This window comes from Pseudomonas sp. B35(2017) (assembly GCF_002113645.1).
Classification (GTDB): Bacteria; Pseudomonadota; Gammaproteobacteria; order Pseudomonadales; family Pseudomonadaceae; genus Aquipseudomonas; species Aquipseudomonas ekonensis.
Map to the genome: position 1 here is coordinate 15135 of NZ_NEIZ01000019.1, position 17599 is coordinate 32733.

13 protein-coding genes, 1 tRNA gene and 2 pseudogenes are annotated in these 17599 nt (G+C 65.5%); 6 read left to right on the forward strand and 10 right to left on the reverse strand.

The annotated features are described in order from the left end of the window. Positions 1–94: 94 nt before the first annotated feature. The gene (locus CAG41_RS23870; protein WP_085584677.1) at positions 95–1513 is read right to left on the reverse strand and encodes a short-chain fatty acid transporter; all 1419 of its coding nucleotides are present in this window, start codon (positions 1511–1513) and stop codon (positions 95–97) included. Positions 1514–1824: 311 nt separating this feature from the next. Between CAG41_RS23870 and CAG41_RS23875 the strand changes: the two genes are divergently transcribed. The 4 genes and pseudogenes from CAG41_RS23875 (at position 1825) to CAG41_RS23885 (ending at position 5321) form a co-directional block, all read left to right on the forward strand. Then, positions 1825–3138: an MFS transporter gene (locus tag CAG41_RS23875; protein WP_085707542.1), complete on the forward strand. Its 1314-nt coding sequence runs from the start codon at positions 1825–1827 to the stop codon at positions 3136–3138. Between the two features lie 202 nt (positions 3139–3340). After that, a pseudogene (locus CAG41_RS29285) lies at positions 3341–3979 on the forward strand (PAS domain-containing protein); the annotation flags it as partial. A gap of 156 nt (positions 3980–4135) precedes the next feature. Then, positions 4136–4567 (forward strand): annotated as a pseudogene (locus tag CAG41_RS29290) (methyl-accepting chemotaxis protein); the annotation flags it as partial. A gap of 154 nt (positions 4568–4721) precedes the next feature. Beyond that, positions 4722–5321, forward strand: coding sequence for a flavin reductase family protein (locus tag CAG41_RS23885; protein ID WP_085584683.1), 600 nt, complete (start codon positions 4722–4724; stop codon positions 5319–5321). On the opposite strand, the gene CAG41_RS23890 is transcribed toward CAG41_RS23885, so the two are convergent. The 3 genes from CAG41_RS23890 to ggt form a co-directional block, all read right to left on the reverse strand. Beyond that, positions 5318–5842 carry a hypothetical protein gene (locus CAG41_RS23890; protein WP_085584685.1) on the reverse strand — a complete coding sequence of 175 codons (525 nt, stop codon included), beginning with the start codon at positions 5840–5842 and terminating at the stop codon, positions 5318–5320. The two genes, CAG41_RS23885 and CAG41_RS23890, sit on opposite strands and share 4 nt — an antisense overlap. A gap of 229 nt (positions 5843–6071) precedes the next feature. Then, positions 6072–6884, reverse strand: coding sequence for a MerR family transcriptional regulator (locus CAG41_RS23895; RefSeq protein ID WP_085629360.1), 813 nt, complete (start codon positions 6882–6884; stop codon positions 6072–6074). A 57-nt stretch (positions 6885–6941) separates the two neighbouring features. Then, positions 6942–8774: a gamma-glutamyltransferase gene (gene ggt / locus CAG41_RS23900; protein WP_085707543.1), complete on the reverse strand. Its 1833-nt coding sequence runs from the start codon at positions 8772–8774 to the stop codon at positions 6942–6944. Between the two features lie 155 nt (positions 8775–8929). Here ggt and CAG41_RS23905 point away from each other — a divergent pair, with 155 nt between their 5' ends. Then, a complete protein-coding gene (locus CAG41_RS23905) occupies positions 8930–10030 on the forward strand; it encodes a DUF2817 domain-containing protein (protein WP_085707544.1) in 1101 nt (366 codons plus the stop codon). A 104-nt stretch (positions 10031–10134) separates the two neighbouring features. Here the strand turns inward: CAG41_RS23905 and CAG41_RS23910 are convergent, their stop codons facing one another. The 4 genes from CAG41_RS23910 to CAG41_RS23925 all read right to left on the reverse strand — a co-directional run bounded on the left by CAG41_RS23910 (position 10135) and on the right by CAG41_RS23925 (position 14108). After that, complete coding sequence (locus CAG41_RS23910) at positions 10135–10386, reverse strand: bacteriocin immunity protein (RefSeq protein WP_085584693.1); 252 nt, start codon at positions 10384–10386, stop codon at positions 10135–10137. Between the two features lie 7 nt (positions 10387–10393). After that, positions 10394–11644: an S-type pyocin domain-containing protein gene (locus CAG41_RS23915; protein ID WP_085707545.1), complete on the reverse strand. Its 1251-nt coding sequence runs from the start codon at positions 11642–11644 to the stop codon at positions 10394–10396. A gap of 215 nt (positions 11645–11859) precedes the next feature. Further along, positions 11860–11936 (reverse strand) — tRNA-Met (locus CAG41_RS23920). 114 nt (positions 11937–12050) lie between these two features. Next, a complete protein-coding gene (locus tag CAG41_RS23925) occupies positions 12051–14108 on the reverse strand; it encodes a methyl-accepting chemotaxis protein (RefSeq protein ID WP_085584697.1) in 2058 nt (685 codons plus the stop codon). A gap of 332 nt (positions 14109–14440) precedes the next feature. Here CAG41_RS23925 and CAG41_RS23930 point away from each other — a divergent pair, with 332 nt between their 5' ends. Further along, positions 14441–15655, forward strand: a complete 1215-nt coding sequence (locus CAG41_RS23930; RefSeq protein WP_085629366.1) for an MFS transporter — start codon at positions 14441–14443, stop codon at positions 15653–15655. A 215-nt stretch (positions 15656–15870) separates the two neighbouring features. On the opposite strand, the gene ychF is transcribed toward CAG41_RS23930, so the two are convergent. Then, positions 15871–16971: a redox-regulated ATPase YchF gene (gene ychF / locus CAG41_RS23935; protein ID WP_085584701.1), complete on the reverse strand. Its 1101-nt coding sequence runs from the start codon at positions 16969–16971 to the stop codon at positions 15871–15873. A gap of 22 nt (positions 16972–16993) precedes the next feature. After that, positions 16994–17578, reverse strand: a complete 585-nt coding sequence (gene pth / locus CAG41_RS23940; RefSeq protein ID WP_085584703.1) for an aminoacyl-tRNA hydrolase — start codon at positions 17576–17578, stop codon at positions 16994–16996. Between the last annotated feature and the right edge of the window lie 21 nt (positions 17579–17599).

Here is a 17599-nt window from a genome sequence, read left to right on the forward strand (position 1 = left end):
ACGGTTGGGTGACCGTCCGCAAGGCCAGGCCCGTCCCAGCGGGAGCGCGGCGTGTCCGCGCGCCCGTCAGGCCCGTATCCGCCAGCCGAGGCGGTTACGGCATCACCGGCGGCAGGTAGGCCAGCGTCGTCCCCAGTGCCCACAGCAACGCCAGCACCAACGGCGTGTGCACCAGCAACTGCACGAACGAGAAGCCGATCAAGTCCCGCGCCTTCAGCCCCAGCACGCCCAGCAACGGCAGCATGTAGAACGGGTTGATCAGGTTCGGCAGGGCCTCGGCGGCGTTGTAGATCTGCACCGCCCAGCCCAAGTGGTACTTGAGGTCGTTGGCCACCTGCATCACGTACGGCGCCTCGATGATCCACTTGCCGCCGCCGGACGGGATGAAGAAGCCGAGAATCGCCGAGTACACGCCCATCAGCAGCGCATAGGTGTCGTGGGAGGCGATGCTGACGAAGAACGTCGAGATGTGGTGGGCCAGGGTCTGGGCGTCGGCGCCCTTGACCGTGGTCATCAGCGCGGCGATGGAGCCGTACAGCGGGAACTGGATCAGCACTCCGGTGGTGGTCGGCACGGCGCGGGCGACCGCGTCGAGGAAACTGCGCGGACGCCAGTGCAGCAGCGCGCCGAGCATGATGAACAGGAAGTTGTAGGTGTTCAGCCCGGAGATCGCGGTGATCGCAGGCTTGGTCGAGAACTCGTGGAACAGCCACCCGGCCGCCAGCAGCACCAGCACGATGATCAGCAGCGGGCTGTGTTCCAGCCACTCGCCGGGGCGGGTGCGCGGTTGCAGCGGCGGCAGGTTGAAGCTCGGGTCGATGCCGCAGGCCTGGGCGTCGCGGGCGGAGTTCGGGCCGGGGGCGGTGGCGTAGGCGATGATGATCGACACCACGATCAGCGCCAGCAGCATCACGCCGGACTGCCAGAGGAAGATGGTCTGGGTGAACGGGATCACCCCGGTGATCGACAGGATCGACGGCGGCAGGCTGCCGGGGTTGGCCTGCAGTTGCGCGGCCGACGAGGACAGGCCCAGCGCCCATACCGCGCCGAGGCCCAGGTAGGCCGCGGCGCCGGCGGCGCGGTAGTCCATCTTCAGGTCGCTGCGCCGGGCGAGGGCGCGCACCAGCAAGCCGCCGAACACCAACGACAGGCCCCAGTTGAGCAGCGAGGCGACCATCGAGATCAGCGCGACCCAGGCCACGGCCGAACGGCCGTTCTTGGGCAGCCGCGCCAGGCGGTCGATCAGTTTCACGGCGGGCGGCGAGCTGGCGACCACATAGCCGCCGATCACCACGAAGGCCATCTGCATGGTGAACGGGATCAGGCTCCAGAACCCGTCGCCGAACGCCATGGCGGCGTCGGTGGGCTTGGCGCCCATGGCCAGGGTGGCCAGGGCCACGATGATCACGGCGAGCGCGGCGAACACCCAGGAATCGGGAAACCAGCGTTCGGCAAAGTTGGAGCAGCGCAGGGCAAAACGGGCGGAGCGGCTATCTTCGATGTCAACGGCCACGGGAATACCTCGGATTCTTATGTTTATTGTGATCCGTCAGAAGCGCCGCGCCCCCTGTGGCAGCGGGCTTGTCCGCGAAGGCGTCAGGCCGGTCGGCATCGGTGCCGGACGCAACGGCCTCTTCGGGGGCAAGCCCGCTGCCACGGTGTGTCTGGCGTGGTGTCTGCGGACAGGCCCCAACAGTAAATCAGGCGCCGGCCTTTCCGTGAGCAGGTTTTGCAAAACCGGGACTATGGTCTAACGGGTTGTCCCCCGGCCCGTTTGCGTAGACCATGGGCGCCCCGGTTTTTGCCGCTGCCCGAGCCCCTGTCATGACTGCCGACCCGCTTGCCCGACCGGCCCCTTTCAGCCGTTCCGACTACAAGACCTTAGGTCTTGCGGCGTTGGGCGGGGCGCTGGAGATCTACGACTTCATCATTTTCGTGTTCTTCGCCCTGACCCTCAGCCAGCTGTTCTTCCCGCCGGAAATGCCCGAATGGCTGCGCCTGCTGCAAAGCTTCGGGATCTTCGTCACCGGGTATCTGGCGCGGCCGCTGGGCGGGATCCTGATGGCGCATTTCGCCGACCGCCTGGGGCGCAAGAAGGTCTTCAGCCTGAGCATCCTGATGATGGCGCTGCCGTGCCTGCTGATCGGGCTGATGCCGACGTACGCGCAGATCGGCTACTTCGCGCCGCTGCTCCTGCTGGCGCTGCGCATCCTGCAAGGGGCGGCGGTGGGCGGCGAGGTGCCGAGCGCCTGGGTGTTCGTCGCCGAGCACGCGCCGCCGGGCCACCGTGGCTATGCCCTGGGCTTTCTGCAGGCCGGCCTGACCTTCGGTTACCTGATCGGCGCGCTGACCGCGACCTTCCTGGCGCAGATGTTCACCCCGGCGGAGGTGCTGGACTACGCCTGGCGCTACCCGTTCCTGCTCGGCGGCGTGTTCGGCGTGATCGGTGTGTGGCTGCGCCGCTGGCTCAGCGAGACGCCGGTGTTCATGGCGATGGAGGCGCAGCGCGACGCGCGGGTCGAACTGCCGCTGCGCACGGTGCTGCGCGAGCACCGCCTGGCGATGCTGCCGGCCATGCTGCTGACCTGCGTGCTGACGTCGGCGGTGGTGGTGTTCGTGGTCATCACCCCGACCATGATGCAGAAGACCTTCGGCATGACCGCCAGCCGCACCTTCGCCTTGAGCGCGCTGGGCATCGTGTTCCTGAACATCGGCTGCGTGATCGCCGGCAAACTGGTCGACCGCATCGGCGCCTGGCGCACGGTCATGCTCTACAGCCTGCTGCTGCCGCTGGGCATCGGCGTGCTGTACGCCTGCCTGATCGGCGGGGGCGGCTGGATCGGCCTCGCCTATGCCGTGGCCGGGCTCGCCTGCGGCGTGGTGGGGGCGGTGCCGTCGGTGATGGTCGGCCTGTTTCCGGCGCGGATCCGGGTGTCGGGGATCTCCTTCACCTACAACATCGCCTACGCGGCCTGGGCCAGCGTGACGCCGCTGCTGCTGGTCGGGCTGATGCCGTGGAGCCCGTGGGTCTGCGTGATCTTCTGCGCCGTGATGGGCCTGGCGGGCCTGGCCGGCGCGGCGTATTTCGGCTCGCGGATGCCGCATCCGGGACAGTGCCGGGTGGCGGGAACCGCCTGAGTGGCGGGGGCCGAACTATTTTTGTAGGACAGCCCTCAAGCGCACTTCAGAAAAGAATCCCGAGGCCGATGGTTAGGTGGCATACCCGCTTTCTACCCATCGGTGCTTTCCCATGTTCAATACACGCCTGAAGCAAGAGCTCGCGGCTCTTCGCGAAGAACTCTCCAGCCTTCTGCAAGTGAAGGAGAGTCTGGAAAGCGAGATGCTGGTGCTGACCCTTGAGCCCGACGGACGCATCCAGTCCGCCAACCAGAATTTCCTCAACGAGATGGGCTACCGGAGCCACGACCTGATCGGTCGTGCCCTGGAAGACATCGTGCCGGCCCATGTGAAGTCCGATGAGTTCCACCACCGTTTCCGCGCCGCGCTGACCCGCGGCGAACACTTCGCCGGGGCCGTGCGCCTGCTGCGCGGCAATGGCGAAGAGGCCTGGTTGCGTTCCATTTCGCAGCCGATCCGCTCCTCGGACGGGCGGATCAAGTATTTCGCGATCTACTCCAGCGACCTGACCCGCACCATCGAGGCCTCGCGCGAGCACGAGAACCTGATCGGGGCGCTGGTGCGTTCGACCGCCGTGATCGAGTTCGACCTCAACGGCAACGTGCTGAGCGCCAACGACCGCTTCCTCAATGGCATGGGCTACAGCCTGGCGCAGATCCAGGGCAAGCATCACCGCATGTTCTGCGACCCGATGGAAGCCGGCAGCGCCGACTACCAGAACTTCTGGCGCCGCCTGAACAACGGCGAGTTCGTGGCCGGCCGCTTCAAGCGGGTGGACAGCCATGGCCGCACCGTGTGGCTGGAGGCTTCCTACAACCCGGTGGTCGACGCCAACGACAAGCTCTACAAAGTGGTGAAGTTCGCCACGGTGATCACCGATCAGGTCAACCAGGAGCAGGCGGTCGCCGAAGCCGCCAACATCGCTTACAGCACCTCGCTGCAGACCGACAGCACCGCCCAGCGCGGCACCGCGGTGGTGACCGAAGCGGTCAATGTGATGCGCGACCTGTCACGGCACATGCAGACCGCCGGCGAAGGCATCGAGGCGCTGAACGAGCAGTCGCTGGTGATCGGCACCATCGTCAAGACTATCAGCGGCATCGCCGAACAGACCAACCTGCTGGCGCTCAACGCCGCCATCGAAGCGGCCCGCGCCGGCGAGCAGGGGCGGGGCTTTGCGGTGGTGGCCGACGAAGTGCGGCAACTGGCCTCGCGCACCAGCCAGGCCACCGAAGAGATCGTCGGCGTGGTGCGCCAGAACCAAGACATGGCGCGCAACGCCGTGGCCTTGATGACCGACGGCAAGCTCCAGGCCGAACAGGGCCTGGCGCTGGCGGCGGAGGCGGGCACCGTGATCGTCGAGATCCAGGACGGTGCGCAGAAGGTGGTGAACGCGGTCGGCCAGTTCGCCAACCAGCTGTCCAACTGATTCAAGGCTTCTCCCTGTGGGAGCGAGCTTGCTCGCGATGGCGTCCGATCACTCACGTTCCAGGTGACTGACGGGGCGCCCTCGCACGCAGGCTCGCTCCCACAGTCATTGGGGCTGAGGCTACAATCGGTTCCTTTTCCCGGAGCAGATGCCCATGAGCGTTTCCCACCGCCGCCCGGTTCCCCTGAACAAAGCCTACCGCCTGCTCAACCACGGCCCGACCGTGCTGGTCAGCGCCGCCCACGACGGCCAGCGCAACATCATGGCCGCCGCCTGGGCCATGCCGCTGGACTTCGAACCGCCGAAGGTGGCGGTGGTGCTCGACAAGTCCACCTGGACGCGGCAACTGCTGGAAGCCAGCGGCACCTTCGTGCTCAACGTCCCTTGTGCGCTTCAGGCCGACGTCGTGCAGACCGTCGGTTCGACCTCCGGGCTTGAGATCAGCCAGGCCCAGGGCCGGGACAAGTTCCAGGCCTTTGGCTTGCAGACGTTCGAAGGCGAACAGGTGCAGGCGCCGATGCTCGACGGCTGCGTGGCCTGGCTGGAATGCCGGCTGCTGCCGGAGCCGCACAACCATGACCGGTACGACCTGTTTCTCGCCGAGGTGATCGCCGCCCAGGCGGACGAACGTGTGTTCAGCGACGGCCGCTGGCACTTCGACGGTCAGGACGGTTTGCGCACGCTGCACCATGTGGCCGGCGGGCACTTCCTGAAGATCGGCGACCCGGTGGACGGCAAGGCGCTCAAGGCCTAAAGGCGGATATGGTTCTTCACGTGGGCACGGCTCGGCTGCGGCAGCAGAAAGTCGTGCAGCAGTGACACCCAGGCCGACAGCACCAGGGTCATGATGCCCAGCACGGCGTTGGCTAGCCACTGCTTGAGGGCCACGGGCTCCACTTCGATGAACGGTGCGATGATCAGGAAGCCGACGATGGCCCCCAGTCCGGTGCGCAGCAGCGTGAGGAAGCTGGTGCCGACCTCGGCGGTCACCTGGTAGATCGACTCGAAGCGCTCCCGCATGCGGTCTGTCTTGAGCCGGTACAGTTTCTTGTGCAGGCACACCAAGCTGTAGATCAGCAGCAGGCACACGGCGTGGTCGATCACCGGGGTGCTGGCCAGCAGGGCCTGGAGCATGGCATGCAGCTCCGAGGGACGGGTCGAGTGCATCAGCAGCGGCACCGTCCCCAGCAGGAAACCGACGATCAGCTCGGTTCTGAAACGCCGCAGAAACCTTCCGAAATCCGCGTATGAATTGCTCTGCCAGCGGTTGCTCATGGAATGCCGTGCCTTGTGCAGTTGAAGATGTAACACCTTAAATCAACGGCTTCAGGGCGGATGTCTGACGCTTCTTCGGATGTTGCAGGGCATTTCTCCACGTGGTGTGAGCAGAGCGCCGGGAACGGCCCCTGACCGGTTCTTTTCCCGGACCCGTTGCCGTCATGTCCGGGGCTGGCGGGAGCGAACCGCTCCCGCTCGACGGCGCAGCAGTCGCCGTGAGGGAACCTCAGTCCTTGAGCGGAATGTACAGCTCGACCACGCTGCGCGGATCCATCGGGCCGAAGAAGCGCTCGCCGCAGTATTCGAACTCGATGCCTTCGGCCGGGGCCATGCCGGCGGCGGGCAGCCATTCGCTGTAGGCCGCACGGAAGGTCTCCGGCAGCGTGGTCACCGGACCGTGGTGCTCGACGCGGGCGTACGGGCGGGCGGGAATGTGCAGTTCCACCATCCCGTCGGGCAGGTGGGCGCCGCTGCCCACCGGGAGCCCGGCGACGTACCGCCACTGACCGTCCGCCAAAGGCTCGCACACGCCGAAGGTGCCGACCGGCTCGCGCAGGCGGTCGATCTCGGGCTCCCTGGGTTCAAAGCGATCCCACATTTGCGCGATCGAACCGTCCTCTCCTTGCTGCCAGCTCATGCCCATGATCCGCAGCGCGGGGTAGGCGACCCGTTCGGGCGCCTGCAGGGCCGGCAGTCCGCGATCCGGCTGTGCGAGGTAGCGAGTCAGCTGGCCCAGCACGTTTTCGCTGCGCTGCAGTTCCGCGCGCAAGTGCCGGGCATGGGCTTCGAGGGTCTCGCGCATCGCGCCGACGCTGTCGAGCCCGCCGCCTGCGGCCAGCGAGCGGATGTCCTCCAGCGCCAGGCCAAGGCCCTTGAGCCAGAGGATCCGGCCGAGGATGACGATCTGCTCCGGGCGATAGTAGCGGTAGCCGTTGTCGCGCCCGGTGAGCGCCGGGCTGAACAGCCCGATGCTGTCGTAGTGGCGCAGGGTCTTGGTGGTGAGCCCGTGGCAGCGGGCCATTTGTCCGATGGTCAGCATGAATCTCTCCTGTTTGGCTGCTCGGGACTCACGCTAAAGCCTGCCCCAAGGGCAAGCTCAATCCCCCAACGCCTCGCCTTCACGGCGCGGATCCGCCCCGCCCTCGAAAGACACCTTTCCTTGCGCATCTTTGACCCGCACGATGGCCTGGGTGCCGCTGGTCATGTCGATCTCGTTCACCGCGTGCCCCTGGGCCTTGAGCGCCTGGATCAGGGCCGGGCTGAACTGGCCTTGCTCCAGTTCGGTGGGCCCGTTGCGGCTGCCGAAGTTGGGCAGGCTGATGGCGTCTTGGGCGTCGAGGTTCCAGTCGAGCAGGCCGACGGTGGTCTTGGCCACGTACTCGATGATCTGCGAGCCGCCCGGGGAGCCGACCGTGGCGACGAGCCCGCCGCTGGCGCGGTCGAAGATCAGGGTCGGCGCCATCGACGAGCGCGGGCGCTTGCCGGGCTCGACGCGGTTGGCGACTTTCTGCCCGTTCTCCTCGGGGATGAACGAGAAGTCGGTCATCTGGTTGTTCAGCAAGAAGCCTTGGACCATCAGGTGCGAGCCGAAGGCGGCCTCGATGGTGGTGGTCATGGAGATCGCACCGCCGAAGTCATCCACCGCCACCACTTGCGAGGTGGAGATGCGCAGCGGCGAACGGTCCGGCGCATAGGCCACCTGTACCCCTGGCGGGTTGCCCGGCCGGGCGCTGCCCATGCTGCGCTCACCGATCAGGCCGGCACGTGTGGCCAGGTAGCCCGGATCCACCAGGCCCTTGACCGGCACCGGCACAAAGTCGGTGTCGGCCACGTATTGCGCACGGTCGGCGTAGGCCAGGCGTTCGGCCTCGGCGATCAGGTGCACGGCTTCAGGCGCAGGCTCAATGCCTGCGGGCAGGTCGGTCTTGCGGGGCTTGAGCGGCGTCAGCGCCAGGCGCGGGTCGTGGGTCTCGAGGGCCTGCAAGGTGCCGAGGATCTGCGCCACGGCAATCCCGCCCGAGGACGGCGGCGGCATGCCGCAGACCTGCCAACGCTTGTAGTCGGTGCACAGCGGCGCGCGCTCCTTGGCCTGATAGCGGGCGAGGTCGTTCAGCGACAGGCTGCCGGGGTTGGCGTGGCCCTGGACCTTGGCGACGATCTCTTCGGCGATCGGGCCCTTGTACAGGGCGTCGGCGCCTTCGTGGGCGATGCGCTTGAGCACGGCGGCCAGTTCGGGATTGCGCAGGCGTGTGCCGACGGCCTTGACGCTGCCGTCGGCGTTGAGGAAGTACCTGGCCATGTCCGGCGACTGGCCGATCGCCGGGTCAGACGCCAGCAGCGAATGCAGTCGGGGGGACAGGGCGAAGCCGTCCTCGGCCAGCTTGATCGCCGGTTCGAAGAGCGTCGCCCACGGCAGGCGACCGTGCTGCCGGTGCGCCAGCTCCAGCGCCCGCATCACCCCGGGCGTGCCGACCGAGCGCCCGCCGATCTGCGCCTGGGGGAACGGCATCGGTTTGCCGTCCGCTTGCAGGAACAGCTTCTCGGTGGCGCCGGCCGGCGCGGTTTCACGCCCGTCGTAGGTGCGCACCTGCTTGCCGTCCCACAGCACGATCATCGCACCGCCGCCGATGCCCGAGGATTGCGGCTCGACCAACGTCAGCACCGCCTGCATCGCGATTGCCGCGTCGACGGCCGAACCGCCCTTGCGCAGCATCTCCCGGCCGGCTTCGGCGGCCAGCGGGTTGGCGGCGGCCGCCATATGCCGGCTGGCGTGGCTGGCCTGCAGGCCGGTGCGGTAGCCGGAGGCGGCTTCCGGTGCCTGGGGCAAGGTCGAGGCGGGCGGGGCGTTGCAGGCGGCGAGGGTGAGGGCGCTGACGATCAGGCTCAGGGCAGGCAGGCGAAAACGGCTCAGGGGCAGGGCTGGAAACACGCGGGCTTCTCCGTCCGTGGGGTGAAAAGACTGACGGACTGTATCGGCCGACCGTACGGGACGCAAACCGCCGGGTACTTTCTCCTTCAAGCCCCGGTGGATTTTCTGTAGGGTCGAAGGCACACGAGACGCCAGAAAACCTACAAGAGGCCTCCATGGACAACGCATTTGCCACCCACACCGGCTACCGCCTTCAGCGCGAACGCTTTCTCGCCGCCGCGAACATCGCCGGGGCGACCCTCTTCTCTTACGCGCATCCGCTCAACGGGCCGTTCGGCGAGCCGTTGAGCACCGATGTCGCGGTGCTGGGCGATCCCCAGTCCAAGCGGCGTCTGGTGGCCATCAGCGGCACGCACGGGGTGGAGGGCTACTACGGCTCCGACTGCCAGATCGACTGGCTGAAGCGGTTCACGCCCGACCAGTTGCCCAGGGACGTCGCCGTGGTGATGGTGCACCTGATCAACCCGTGGGGCACGGCGTGGCTGCGCAGGGTCAACGAGGACAACATTGACCTCAACCGCAACCACCTGGACTTCTCCCGGCCGTTGCCGGACAACCGGGCCTATGCGGTGCTGCACGGGATCTATGCCTGCACGCAGCTCGACGGCCCTGAGCGGCAGCGGGCCGATGCCCTGCTTGACGCGCAGATCGCCGAACACGGCTGGCCGGCGGTGATGTCGATCGTCGAGGGCGGCCAGCACAGCCACCCCGACGGATTGTTCTATGGCGGGCGGGAACCGGCCTGGTCGAACCGTACGTTGCACCGCATCGTCCAGCAGCACCTGGCGGGTGCCGAAACCGTGATGTGTTTCGACCTGCACACCGGCGCGGGCGAGTACGGCCACCCGATGCTGCTGACCATCACCCAAGGCCCTTACCCTGCGCTGGCCCAGGCTCAATCGGTTTACGGTCCGTGGCTGTACACCCTGCACACCGGCGCCGATACCCTGAGCGAAACCGGCGTCGCGGCGACGGCCACCGGCTACACCTCCCAGGCGCTGTTCGATGCGCTGACGGGCGTGCGGATGATGCCGTTCGTGATCGAGTGCGGCACCTACCCGGGGGCGCAGGTGCACCGGCATCTGCGCGACGACCACTGGCTGCACCTGCACGGCGATCCGCTCAGTGCGCAGGGGCGCAAGATCAAGCTCAACCTGCTGGAGCAGTTCTACCCGGCGGATCCGGACTGGCGGGCGATGGTGGGATTGCGCACCCGGCAGATCTGGGCGAAGGGGTTGGCGGCGCTGGGCGAGTGATGCCCGGCACTTTTCTCGGGGCATGAAAAACGGCCTGCCTTTCGATAGGCCGTTCGGAGAGGGAGAACGGTGCAGGATGTAGGTGAGTCGGGTCGGCCAGGTGTTTATTGCTTGAAGCCCGGCAAACTGTTCGCCTGACGCCAGTGCTTCACTGTCTGCGCAATACCTTCGGCAGAACTGTCCTCTCCAGGTTCCGGGTAAAAAATGAGGTCGGTGCCTTCCGGGTGTTCGGTAAGCGTTCTGAATTGCGCCAGCAACTCGCCCAGTTCCGCATCTGAGCCGCGTTTGTTTGTGGCTCGTATCCTTTCGATGAAACCAATGAATTCAGCTTCGGTGTAGTCAGATATGTTTGTCATGACATGCTCATTGGATTCTGTGTTGATTGATGTGATTCCTGGGGGTGTTGACTCGAAGGTTGTCTACGTCATAGACAGCGCCGCCATCTGCGACCCGTTCGAGATGATGTAACTCAAACACTCCTCGTATACCTACAGCCTCTCTGTTTCGAACTGCGGGGGCATTGCCTGACATCAAGCGATCCTGGGCATCTTTGTTGAACTGATTGAAGAGATCCGGATCATCCCTAACGGCTTGCCAAAATGCCTTGCGAAATGCATCGAAACTCGAAAACTCCCGTCCCCTGAGTTTATCCGCAATCCGTGTCGGAACCGGCGCGCCGATCCCCGTCCCCGCGCCCGCAAGCCACATTCCCGGCACATCCTCACCAATCCCCGTCACGGTGCCCGGCATCAGCCTGGCCGGCTTCGAATACACCACGTACAGCGATTTGAGTCCGGTCTCCGCCGGAAACACCAGGATGCAATCCTCAGCGGTGATGTCTTCACCGGGCAGGCCTTCTATCTGGCTGTCGGTGTTCTCGGGAATCGGGTGAACGAGGATTGTACCCAGTTGCTCCGCGTGTTCCGGATAGATCAGCGGCGGCAATGACCCCAGGGGCCCGCGCTGCGGCGTCCACAATACCGTGATGCCGTTGAGACTGGCCTCCATCGCTGTCTTGTCGCTGTTCCACCCGACCTTGACGGTGCGCACCGAGTCATCGCCCGAGGCGCCGGTATGGATGCCGTAGACCTGCATGACGCCTTCGGCATCGCGCCGGAACTGGAAACGCACGCGGGTAGTGGCGCGGGTCATGCGGCGCAACTGTTCATCGGTATGAAGAGTGCCGTCGCCCATCCTGGCCGGGAGCATTCCGAGGATGAACACACTCGCCGGGCCGCCTGCACCGCGTACCGCCCAGTTGAGGCGCTGCTGCAAGATGCCGCCGCCTGCCATGCGCCCCAATGCCAGATCAGCGCCGAGTGCCGTTGCTACCGCGCTGCTGGCGGACGGAAAGAGCATGGCGCCCGCCACCATGACCTTGCCGAAGTTGGAGGAGGGTTCCGCTGCCGTGCCGACATCCGTACGGCACCAGTTGTTCGCCGTGCAGGATTTGGCGAACACCTGATCTTCAGGGGACTTGGGCGTCGGCCATTCATCCTTTTCGATGTACACCGGCTCAGGCGGCGGTGGCGGGCTCCATGTGGCCCATGAGTAAACATCATTGCGACGTTTGCGAAGCCATTCATCATCGAAGAGAGGTTTGAATCGAGCCACGGCAACTCCCTGTATGGCCTGAATCGAGCCAAGGGAGCTTGTCGGTCAATGGGGGAGGCGGGCAAACCGACGGGGAGCGTTTCAGGCGCCTGATTTCACGAAAAATCCAGTTCGTACCAGGAGGGTGCTGGTTTCCCTACAGCGCTTTCCTGGACTGCGACTTTTCTCGAGGCATAAAAAAACGGCCTACCTTTCGGTAAGCCGTTTTTAGTACTTGGTGGCTACACAGGGACTTGAACCCCGGACCCCAGCATTATGAATGCTATGCTCTAACCAACTGAGCTATGTAGCCAAGTGGCGCGCATTATTCACCCGTAATGCAGATGCGTCAAGCGCGAATTCAAAATATTTCTTCTTATTTTCAACCGCTTAACCCGCCAGGCCCGAAAAACGGGGGGAGGAGGGGTCAGCGCAGCTGAAATCTCGCGGTGTTGGCGCTCAGCGCACGGCTGCCTTCGCTCAGGGTGTCGGCCGCCAGATTCACCGCCCGCGCCCCTTCGAGCAGGCGCAGCGCCGCCTGATCGACCTGCTGGATGTTGCCGCTGACCTCATCGGCGGTGCTCGCTTGCTCATCGACCGCCGTGGCGATCTGCGCCAGGGTGTCGGTGACGCTCTGCACGGCGCTGGCGATCTCACCCAGGCGTTCGCCCAGGCCGGTGACCGCCTGGGCGTCCGATTGCGCCTGGCCGCAGGCGGCTTCCATCAGGCTCACCGCTTCGTCGACAGTGGTGCGCAGGCTGTCGACCGTCCCCGCGATCTGCGCCGTGGACGACTGCGTGCGCTGCGACAGACTGCGCACCTCGTCGGCCACCACGGCGAAGCCGCGGCCCTGCTCGCCGGCGCGGGCCGCCTCGATGGCGGCGTTGAGCGCCAGCAGGTTGGTCTGTTCGGCCACGCCGCGGATGGTGTCGACCACCAACTGAATCTGCTGCCCCTGTTCGCTGACCCGGCCCAGCGCCGCCGCCGTTTCGTTCAGCCGCTGATTGAGCTGCTGGATGCTCGCGGTGGTGCGCTGGCTGTCGCGGCTGCTGTCGGCGGCGATGCGCCGGGTGTGCTGGGCGCTGCCGGACGCCTGCTCGCAGCTCTGCGCCACGCCCTGGGAGGTGGCGGCCAGTTGGGTGGCCGCTGCGGCGATCTGGCTGATCTGCGATTGCTGCGCCTCGACTTCGCTCAAGGCGCCGCTGGAGTGGTCGTTGAGGCTGCGCACGGCCTGGCTCAACTGCGCAGTCTCGTGATCGACGCCCAGCAGGCTGCCGCGCAGCTGCACCACCGCGACGTTGAGCGCGGTGCTGATCGACGCCAGTTCGTCGCGGCCCTGCACCGCCACTTGCAGGCTCAGGTTGCCGTCGCGCAGGGCTTCGGCGAGCAGGGTGATGCCGCTGGCGCTGCGGCGGATCGAGGCCTGCAGGCAGAGGAACAGGTACAGCGCCAGCAGCAACAGGCAGCCGAACACCGCCGCCACGACGATGAACTGGCGGATGGCCGAGCCGTGGTAGTCGTCCAGCCGCCCGTCCAGCGAGACCAGCGATTGCTGGCGCAGCGTCGCCAGGTTGCCGAGCAGGGCGTCGAGGCTGCGTTCGAAGTCGTCCGGCTTGAGGTTGATGCTGCCGCCGAACACGCCGTCGTCCAGCACCTTGAGGCCGGTGTCGAGCTGCTTGAGGCTGTCGTGGTACTGCGCGGCCCATCCTTGCAGGTCGCTCGGCAGACGCGCCTCCAGCAGGCTGGCGGTCTTCACCAGTTGCTCGCGGGCGTCGCCGATGCGGCTGCGCAGGTCACGCAACTGCAAGCGGCTCTGCAGGGTGAACTGACCGGACACCACCGAGGCCTGCCCGACCGCCGCCAGGCGCCCGACCCGTTCGATCAGGTCCGGCGCATGCTGGGTGGAAATCTGCGTCAGCAGGTAAGTCTCCAGCCACGGCGCCAGGGTCAGGCGGTTGTCCATGGCGATCTGTTCCCGCAATGCCTGAAGGGCGCTGAGGGCGTTGGTGAAGCGGTCGTAGCCGTCCGGCCACCAGCCGACGCTGCCCAGGCTTTTCGAGTCCAGGCCGCCCAGCGCGGTCTGCAGGGCCTGATAGCGGGCCAGGGTTTCGCCGCCGGCGCCTTCAGCCTGCAAGGCATTGCCCAGCTCGGTGGTGGCCTGTGCGACGGCAGGCTGCACGCCATCGAACGCGGCCATCGCAGCGAGGGTGGCGGGCGTCGGCTGGCGGTTGGTTTCCGTGGCGCGCCAGCGGGCGGCGCGGTCGCGTTGGGCGGTGAGCAGGTTGTCCAGCGCGTCGAGGGCCAGCAACTGGCGGACGCCGGCCCGTTCGCCGGCGATGAGGTTGAGCCTGTCGCGGTAGTCCTGGCCGATCATCAACAGGCTGCCGGCCAGCGGCAGGATGAACAGCAGAAACAACAGCTGGAATTTGCGGGCGAAACCAAAGCGCCCCAGCAAACCGATCCCCGGCGATAAAAAAGCCTGCATGCCCCATGACTCCTCTGGACACCGCGCACCATCGGCGTGCGTCGCGGTCGTCGCGACCTCGACCGGTGCCCTGCTAAAAGGCCTCGAAAGTTCACTCTCGCCCGCTCTGTGGGCCGGCTCTGTAGCGAAACTTCCCATTCTCGGTCCCCTTTGTAAGGGGCCGCGTTCAAGGGGACAGACAAGGCAAGATTCAGACCATGGCGTTGAGCTATCACCGTTGCGGCGATGAACGATTAGTTCGTTAGCTGGCTAAGGGGATGGCGCTTGCGCACCGAAAAATGGCACATTGGCGCACCTGCCTGCGTGCACCCATCCGCTGTCCGGAAATTCCCATGGCCATCAGCAACGTCCAGCCCGCCGCTTCGGCGCCGGCGTCTCCCCAAAGCAGCCCACTGGTGATGCGCATCATCGGCGCCGTGGCGCTGGCGCATTTGATCAATGACCTGATCCAGTCGGTGTTGCCGTCGATCTACCCGATGCTCAAGGCCAACTACGGCTTGAGCTTCACTCAGGTCGGCCTGATCACCCTGACCTTCCAGTTGACCGCCTCGCTGCTGCAGCCGTGGGTCGGTTACCACACCGACCGCCATCCGAAACCGTGGCTGCTGCCGGCCGGTTCCGTGTGCACGCTGGTCGGCATCGTGATGATGTCGATGGTCGGCAGTTTCCCGTTGATCCTGCTGGCGGCGGCGCTGATCGGCATCGGCTCTTCGACCTTTCACCCTGAAGCCTCTCGTATCGCACGGCTGGCCTCGGGCGGGCGCTTCGGATTGGCGCAGTCCACTTTTCAGGTCGGCGGCAACGCAGGTTCGGCATTCGGTCCGTTGCTGGCGGCTGCGATCATCATTCCCTTTGGCCAAGGCAACGTGGCGTGGTTCGGGCTGTTCGCCGTGTTTGCGCTGTTCGTGCTGTACCGCATCAGCCGCTGGTACGCCGATCACCTGAACCTGTTCAAGCTCAAGGCCGGCCAGGCGGCGACGCACGGATTGTCGAAGGGCAGGGTGACCGGTGCGCTGGTGGTGCTCGGGCTTTTGGTGTTCTCCAAGTATTTCTACATGGCGAGCCTGACCAGTTACTTCACCTTCTACCTGATCGAGAAGTTTGACCTGTCGGTGGCCAGCTCACAGCTGCATCTGTTCCTGTTTCTCGGCGCGGTGGCGGCGGGGACGTTCTTCGGCGGCCCCATCGGCGACAAGATCGGGCGCAAGGCCGTGATCTGGTTCTCGATCCTCGGCGTGGCGCCGTTCACCTTGCTGATGCCCCATGTCGACCTGTTTTGGACCAGCGTCTTGAGCGTGGTGATCGGCTTCATCCTCGCCTCGGCGTTCTCGGCGATCGTGGTGTACGCCCAGGAGCTGGTGCCGGGCAACGTCGGGATGATCGCTGGGGTGTTCTTCGGGCTGATGTTCGGTTTCGGCGGGATCGGCGCGGCGCTGCTGGGGCACCTGGCGGACCTCTACGGCATCGAGCAGGTGTACCTGCTGTGCTCGTTCCTGCCGTTGCTCGGGGTGCTGGCGATCTTCCTGCCGCGCACGAAGAAGGCCTGATTCCGGGCCAGCAGGAATCGCGGGTGTCGGCAGAGTGGGCGGCCGCCACCCATCCTGTGGGAGCTGGCTTGCCAGCGATAGGGCCGGCACTGCTGGCATCTCTGTCGCCTGACCTGCCGCCATCGCTGGCAAGCCAGTTCCCACAGGGTTCCTTGGCGAGTGACAGGCACAAAAAAGCCGCGTATCGAACGCGGCTTTTTCATGGGCGCTGTGTGTTACACGTTGAAGCGGAAGTGCATCACGTCGCCGTCTTTGACGATGTAGTCCTTGCCTTCCAGGCGCCATTTGCCGGCTTCCTTGGTGCCGGCTTCGCCCTTGTACTGGATGAAGTCGTTGTAGGCGATGACTTCGGCGCGGATGAAGCCTTTCTCGAAGTCGGTGTGGATCACGCCGGCGGCCTGCGGCGCGGTGGCGCCCACGCGTACGGTCCAGGCGCGGACTTCTTCGACACCGGCGGTGAAGTAGGTCTGCAGGTGCAGCATTTCGTAGCCGGCGCGGATCACGCGGTTCAGGCCAGGCTCTTCCAGGCCCAGGGCCTCGAGGAACATGTCCTTCTCTTCGCCGTCGTCCAGCTCGGCGATTTCCGCCTCGATCTTGTTGCACACCGGAACCACCACGGCGCCTTCTTCTTCGGCGATGGCCTTGACCACGTCCAGGTGCGGGTTGTTCTCGAAGCCGTCTTCAGCGACGTTGGCGATGTACATGACCGGTTTGGTGGTCAGCAGGTGGAAGCCCTTGATGATCGCCTTTTCCTCGGCGCTCATGTTCTTCATCAGGCTGCGCGCAGGCTTGCCTTCGGTGAAGTGCGGGATCAGCTGTTCCAGCAGGGCTTTCTGCGCCACGGCGTCCTTGTCACCGCCCTTGGCGTTGCGGGCGACCTTCTGCAGTTGCTTCTCGCAGCTGTCGAGGTCGGCGAAGATCAGTTCCAGGTCGATGATCTCGATGTCGCGTTTCGGATCGACGCTGTTGGAGACGTGGATCACGTTCTCGTCTTCGAAGCAGCGCACCACGTGGGCGATGGCGTCGGTCTCGCGGATGTTGGCCAGGAACTTGTTGCCCAGGCCTTCACCTTTCGATGCGCCGGCCACCAGGCCTGCGATGTCGACGAATTCCATGGTGGTCGGCAGGATGCGCTTCGGATTGACGATTTCCGCCAGCGCGTTCAGGCGCGGATCCGGCATCGGCACGATGCCGCTGTTCGGCTCGATGGTGCAGAAGGGGAAGTTCTCGGCCGCGATCCCGGACTTGGTCAGGGCGTTGAACAGGGTGGACTTGCCGACGTTAGGCAGGCCGACGATGCCGCAATTGAATCCCATGGTGTTTCCCCTCGGATAAGAGTCAGGCCTTCTGGCTGTGCAGGTTTTTCATCGCGCGGTTCCATTCTCCGGCGAGGATATCCGGCAGCACGCCGAGGGCGAAGTCGATGCTGGCGTCGAGCTTTTCCTGTTCGGCGCGCGGCGCACGACCCAGGACGAAATTCGACACCATGCTGGCCACGCCCGGGTGGCCGATGCCGAGCCGCAGGCGATGGAACGTGTTCTGATTGCCCAGTTGCGCAATGATGTCGCGCAACCCGTTGTGACCGCCATGGCCGCCGCCCTGCTTGAGCTTGGCGACGCCCGGAGGCAGGTCGAGTTCGTCGTGTGCCACCAGGATCTCTTCTGGCTTGATGCGGAAGAAACCGGCGAGTGCCGCCACGGCCTGGCCGCTGCGGTTCATGTAGGTGGTGGGAATCAGCAGACGAACGTCCTGACCTTGATGCGAATAGCGTGCGGTCAGGCCGAAATACTTGCGGTCGGCCACGAGGCTGACGCCTTGTGCGTGGGCGATGCGCTCAACAAAAAGGGCCCCTGCGTTATGCCGGGTCTGTTCGTATTCGGCGCCTGGATTACCCAGGCCGACGATCAGTTTGATGGCAGTCACGATAGGGGCCCTTCTATGGAG

Coding starts and splice junctions, on each gene's coding strand:
- CAG41_RS23875 (WP_085707542.1), top strand. CDS start 1,825: ATGACTGCCGACCCGCTTGCCCGACCGGCCCCTTTCAGCCGTTCCGAC.
- CAG41_RS23885 (WP_085584683.1), top strand. CDS start 4,722: ATGAGCGTTTCCCACCGCCGCCCGGTTCCCCTGAACAAAGCCTACCGC.
- CAG41_RS23890 (WP_085584685.1), bottom strand. CDS start 5,842: ATGAGCAACCGCTGGCAGAGCAATTCATACGCGGATTTCGGAAGGTTT.
- CAG41_RS23895 (WP_085629360.1), bottom strand. CDS start 6,884: ATGCTGACCATCGGACAAATGGCCCGCTGCCACGGGCTCACCACCAAG.
- CAG41_RS23905 (WP_085707544.1), top strand. CDS start 8,930: ATGGACAACGCATTTGCCACCCACACCGGCTACCGCCTTCAGCGCGAA.
- CAG41_RS23910 (WP_085584693.1), bottom strand. CDS start 10,386: ATGACAAACATATCTGACTACACCGAAGCTGAATTCATTGGTTTCATC.
- CAG41_RS23925 (WP_085584697.1), bottom strand. CDS start 14,108: ATGCAGGCTTTTTTATCGCCGGGGATCGGTTTGCTGGGGCGCTTTGGT.
- CAG41_RS23930 (WP_085629366.1), top strand. CDS start 14,441: ATGGCCATCAGCAACGTCCAGCCCGCCGCTTCGGCGCCGGCGTCTCCC.
- ychF (WP_085584701.1), bottom strand. CDS start 16,971: ATGGGATTCAATTGCGGCATCGTCGGCCTGCCTAACGTCGGCAAGTCC.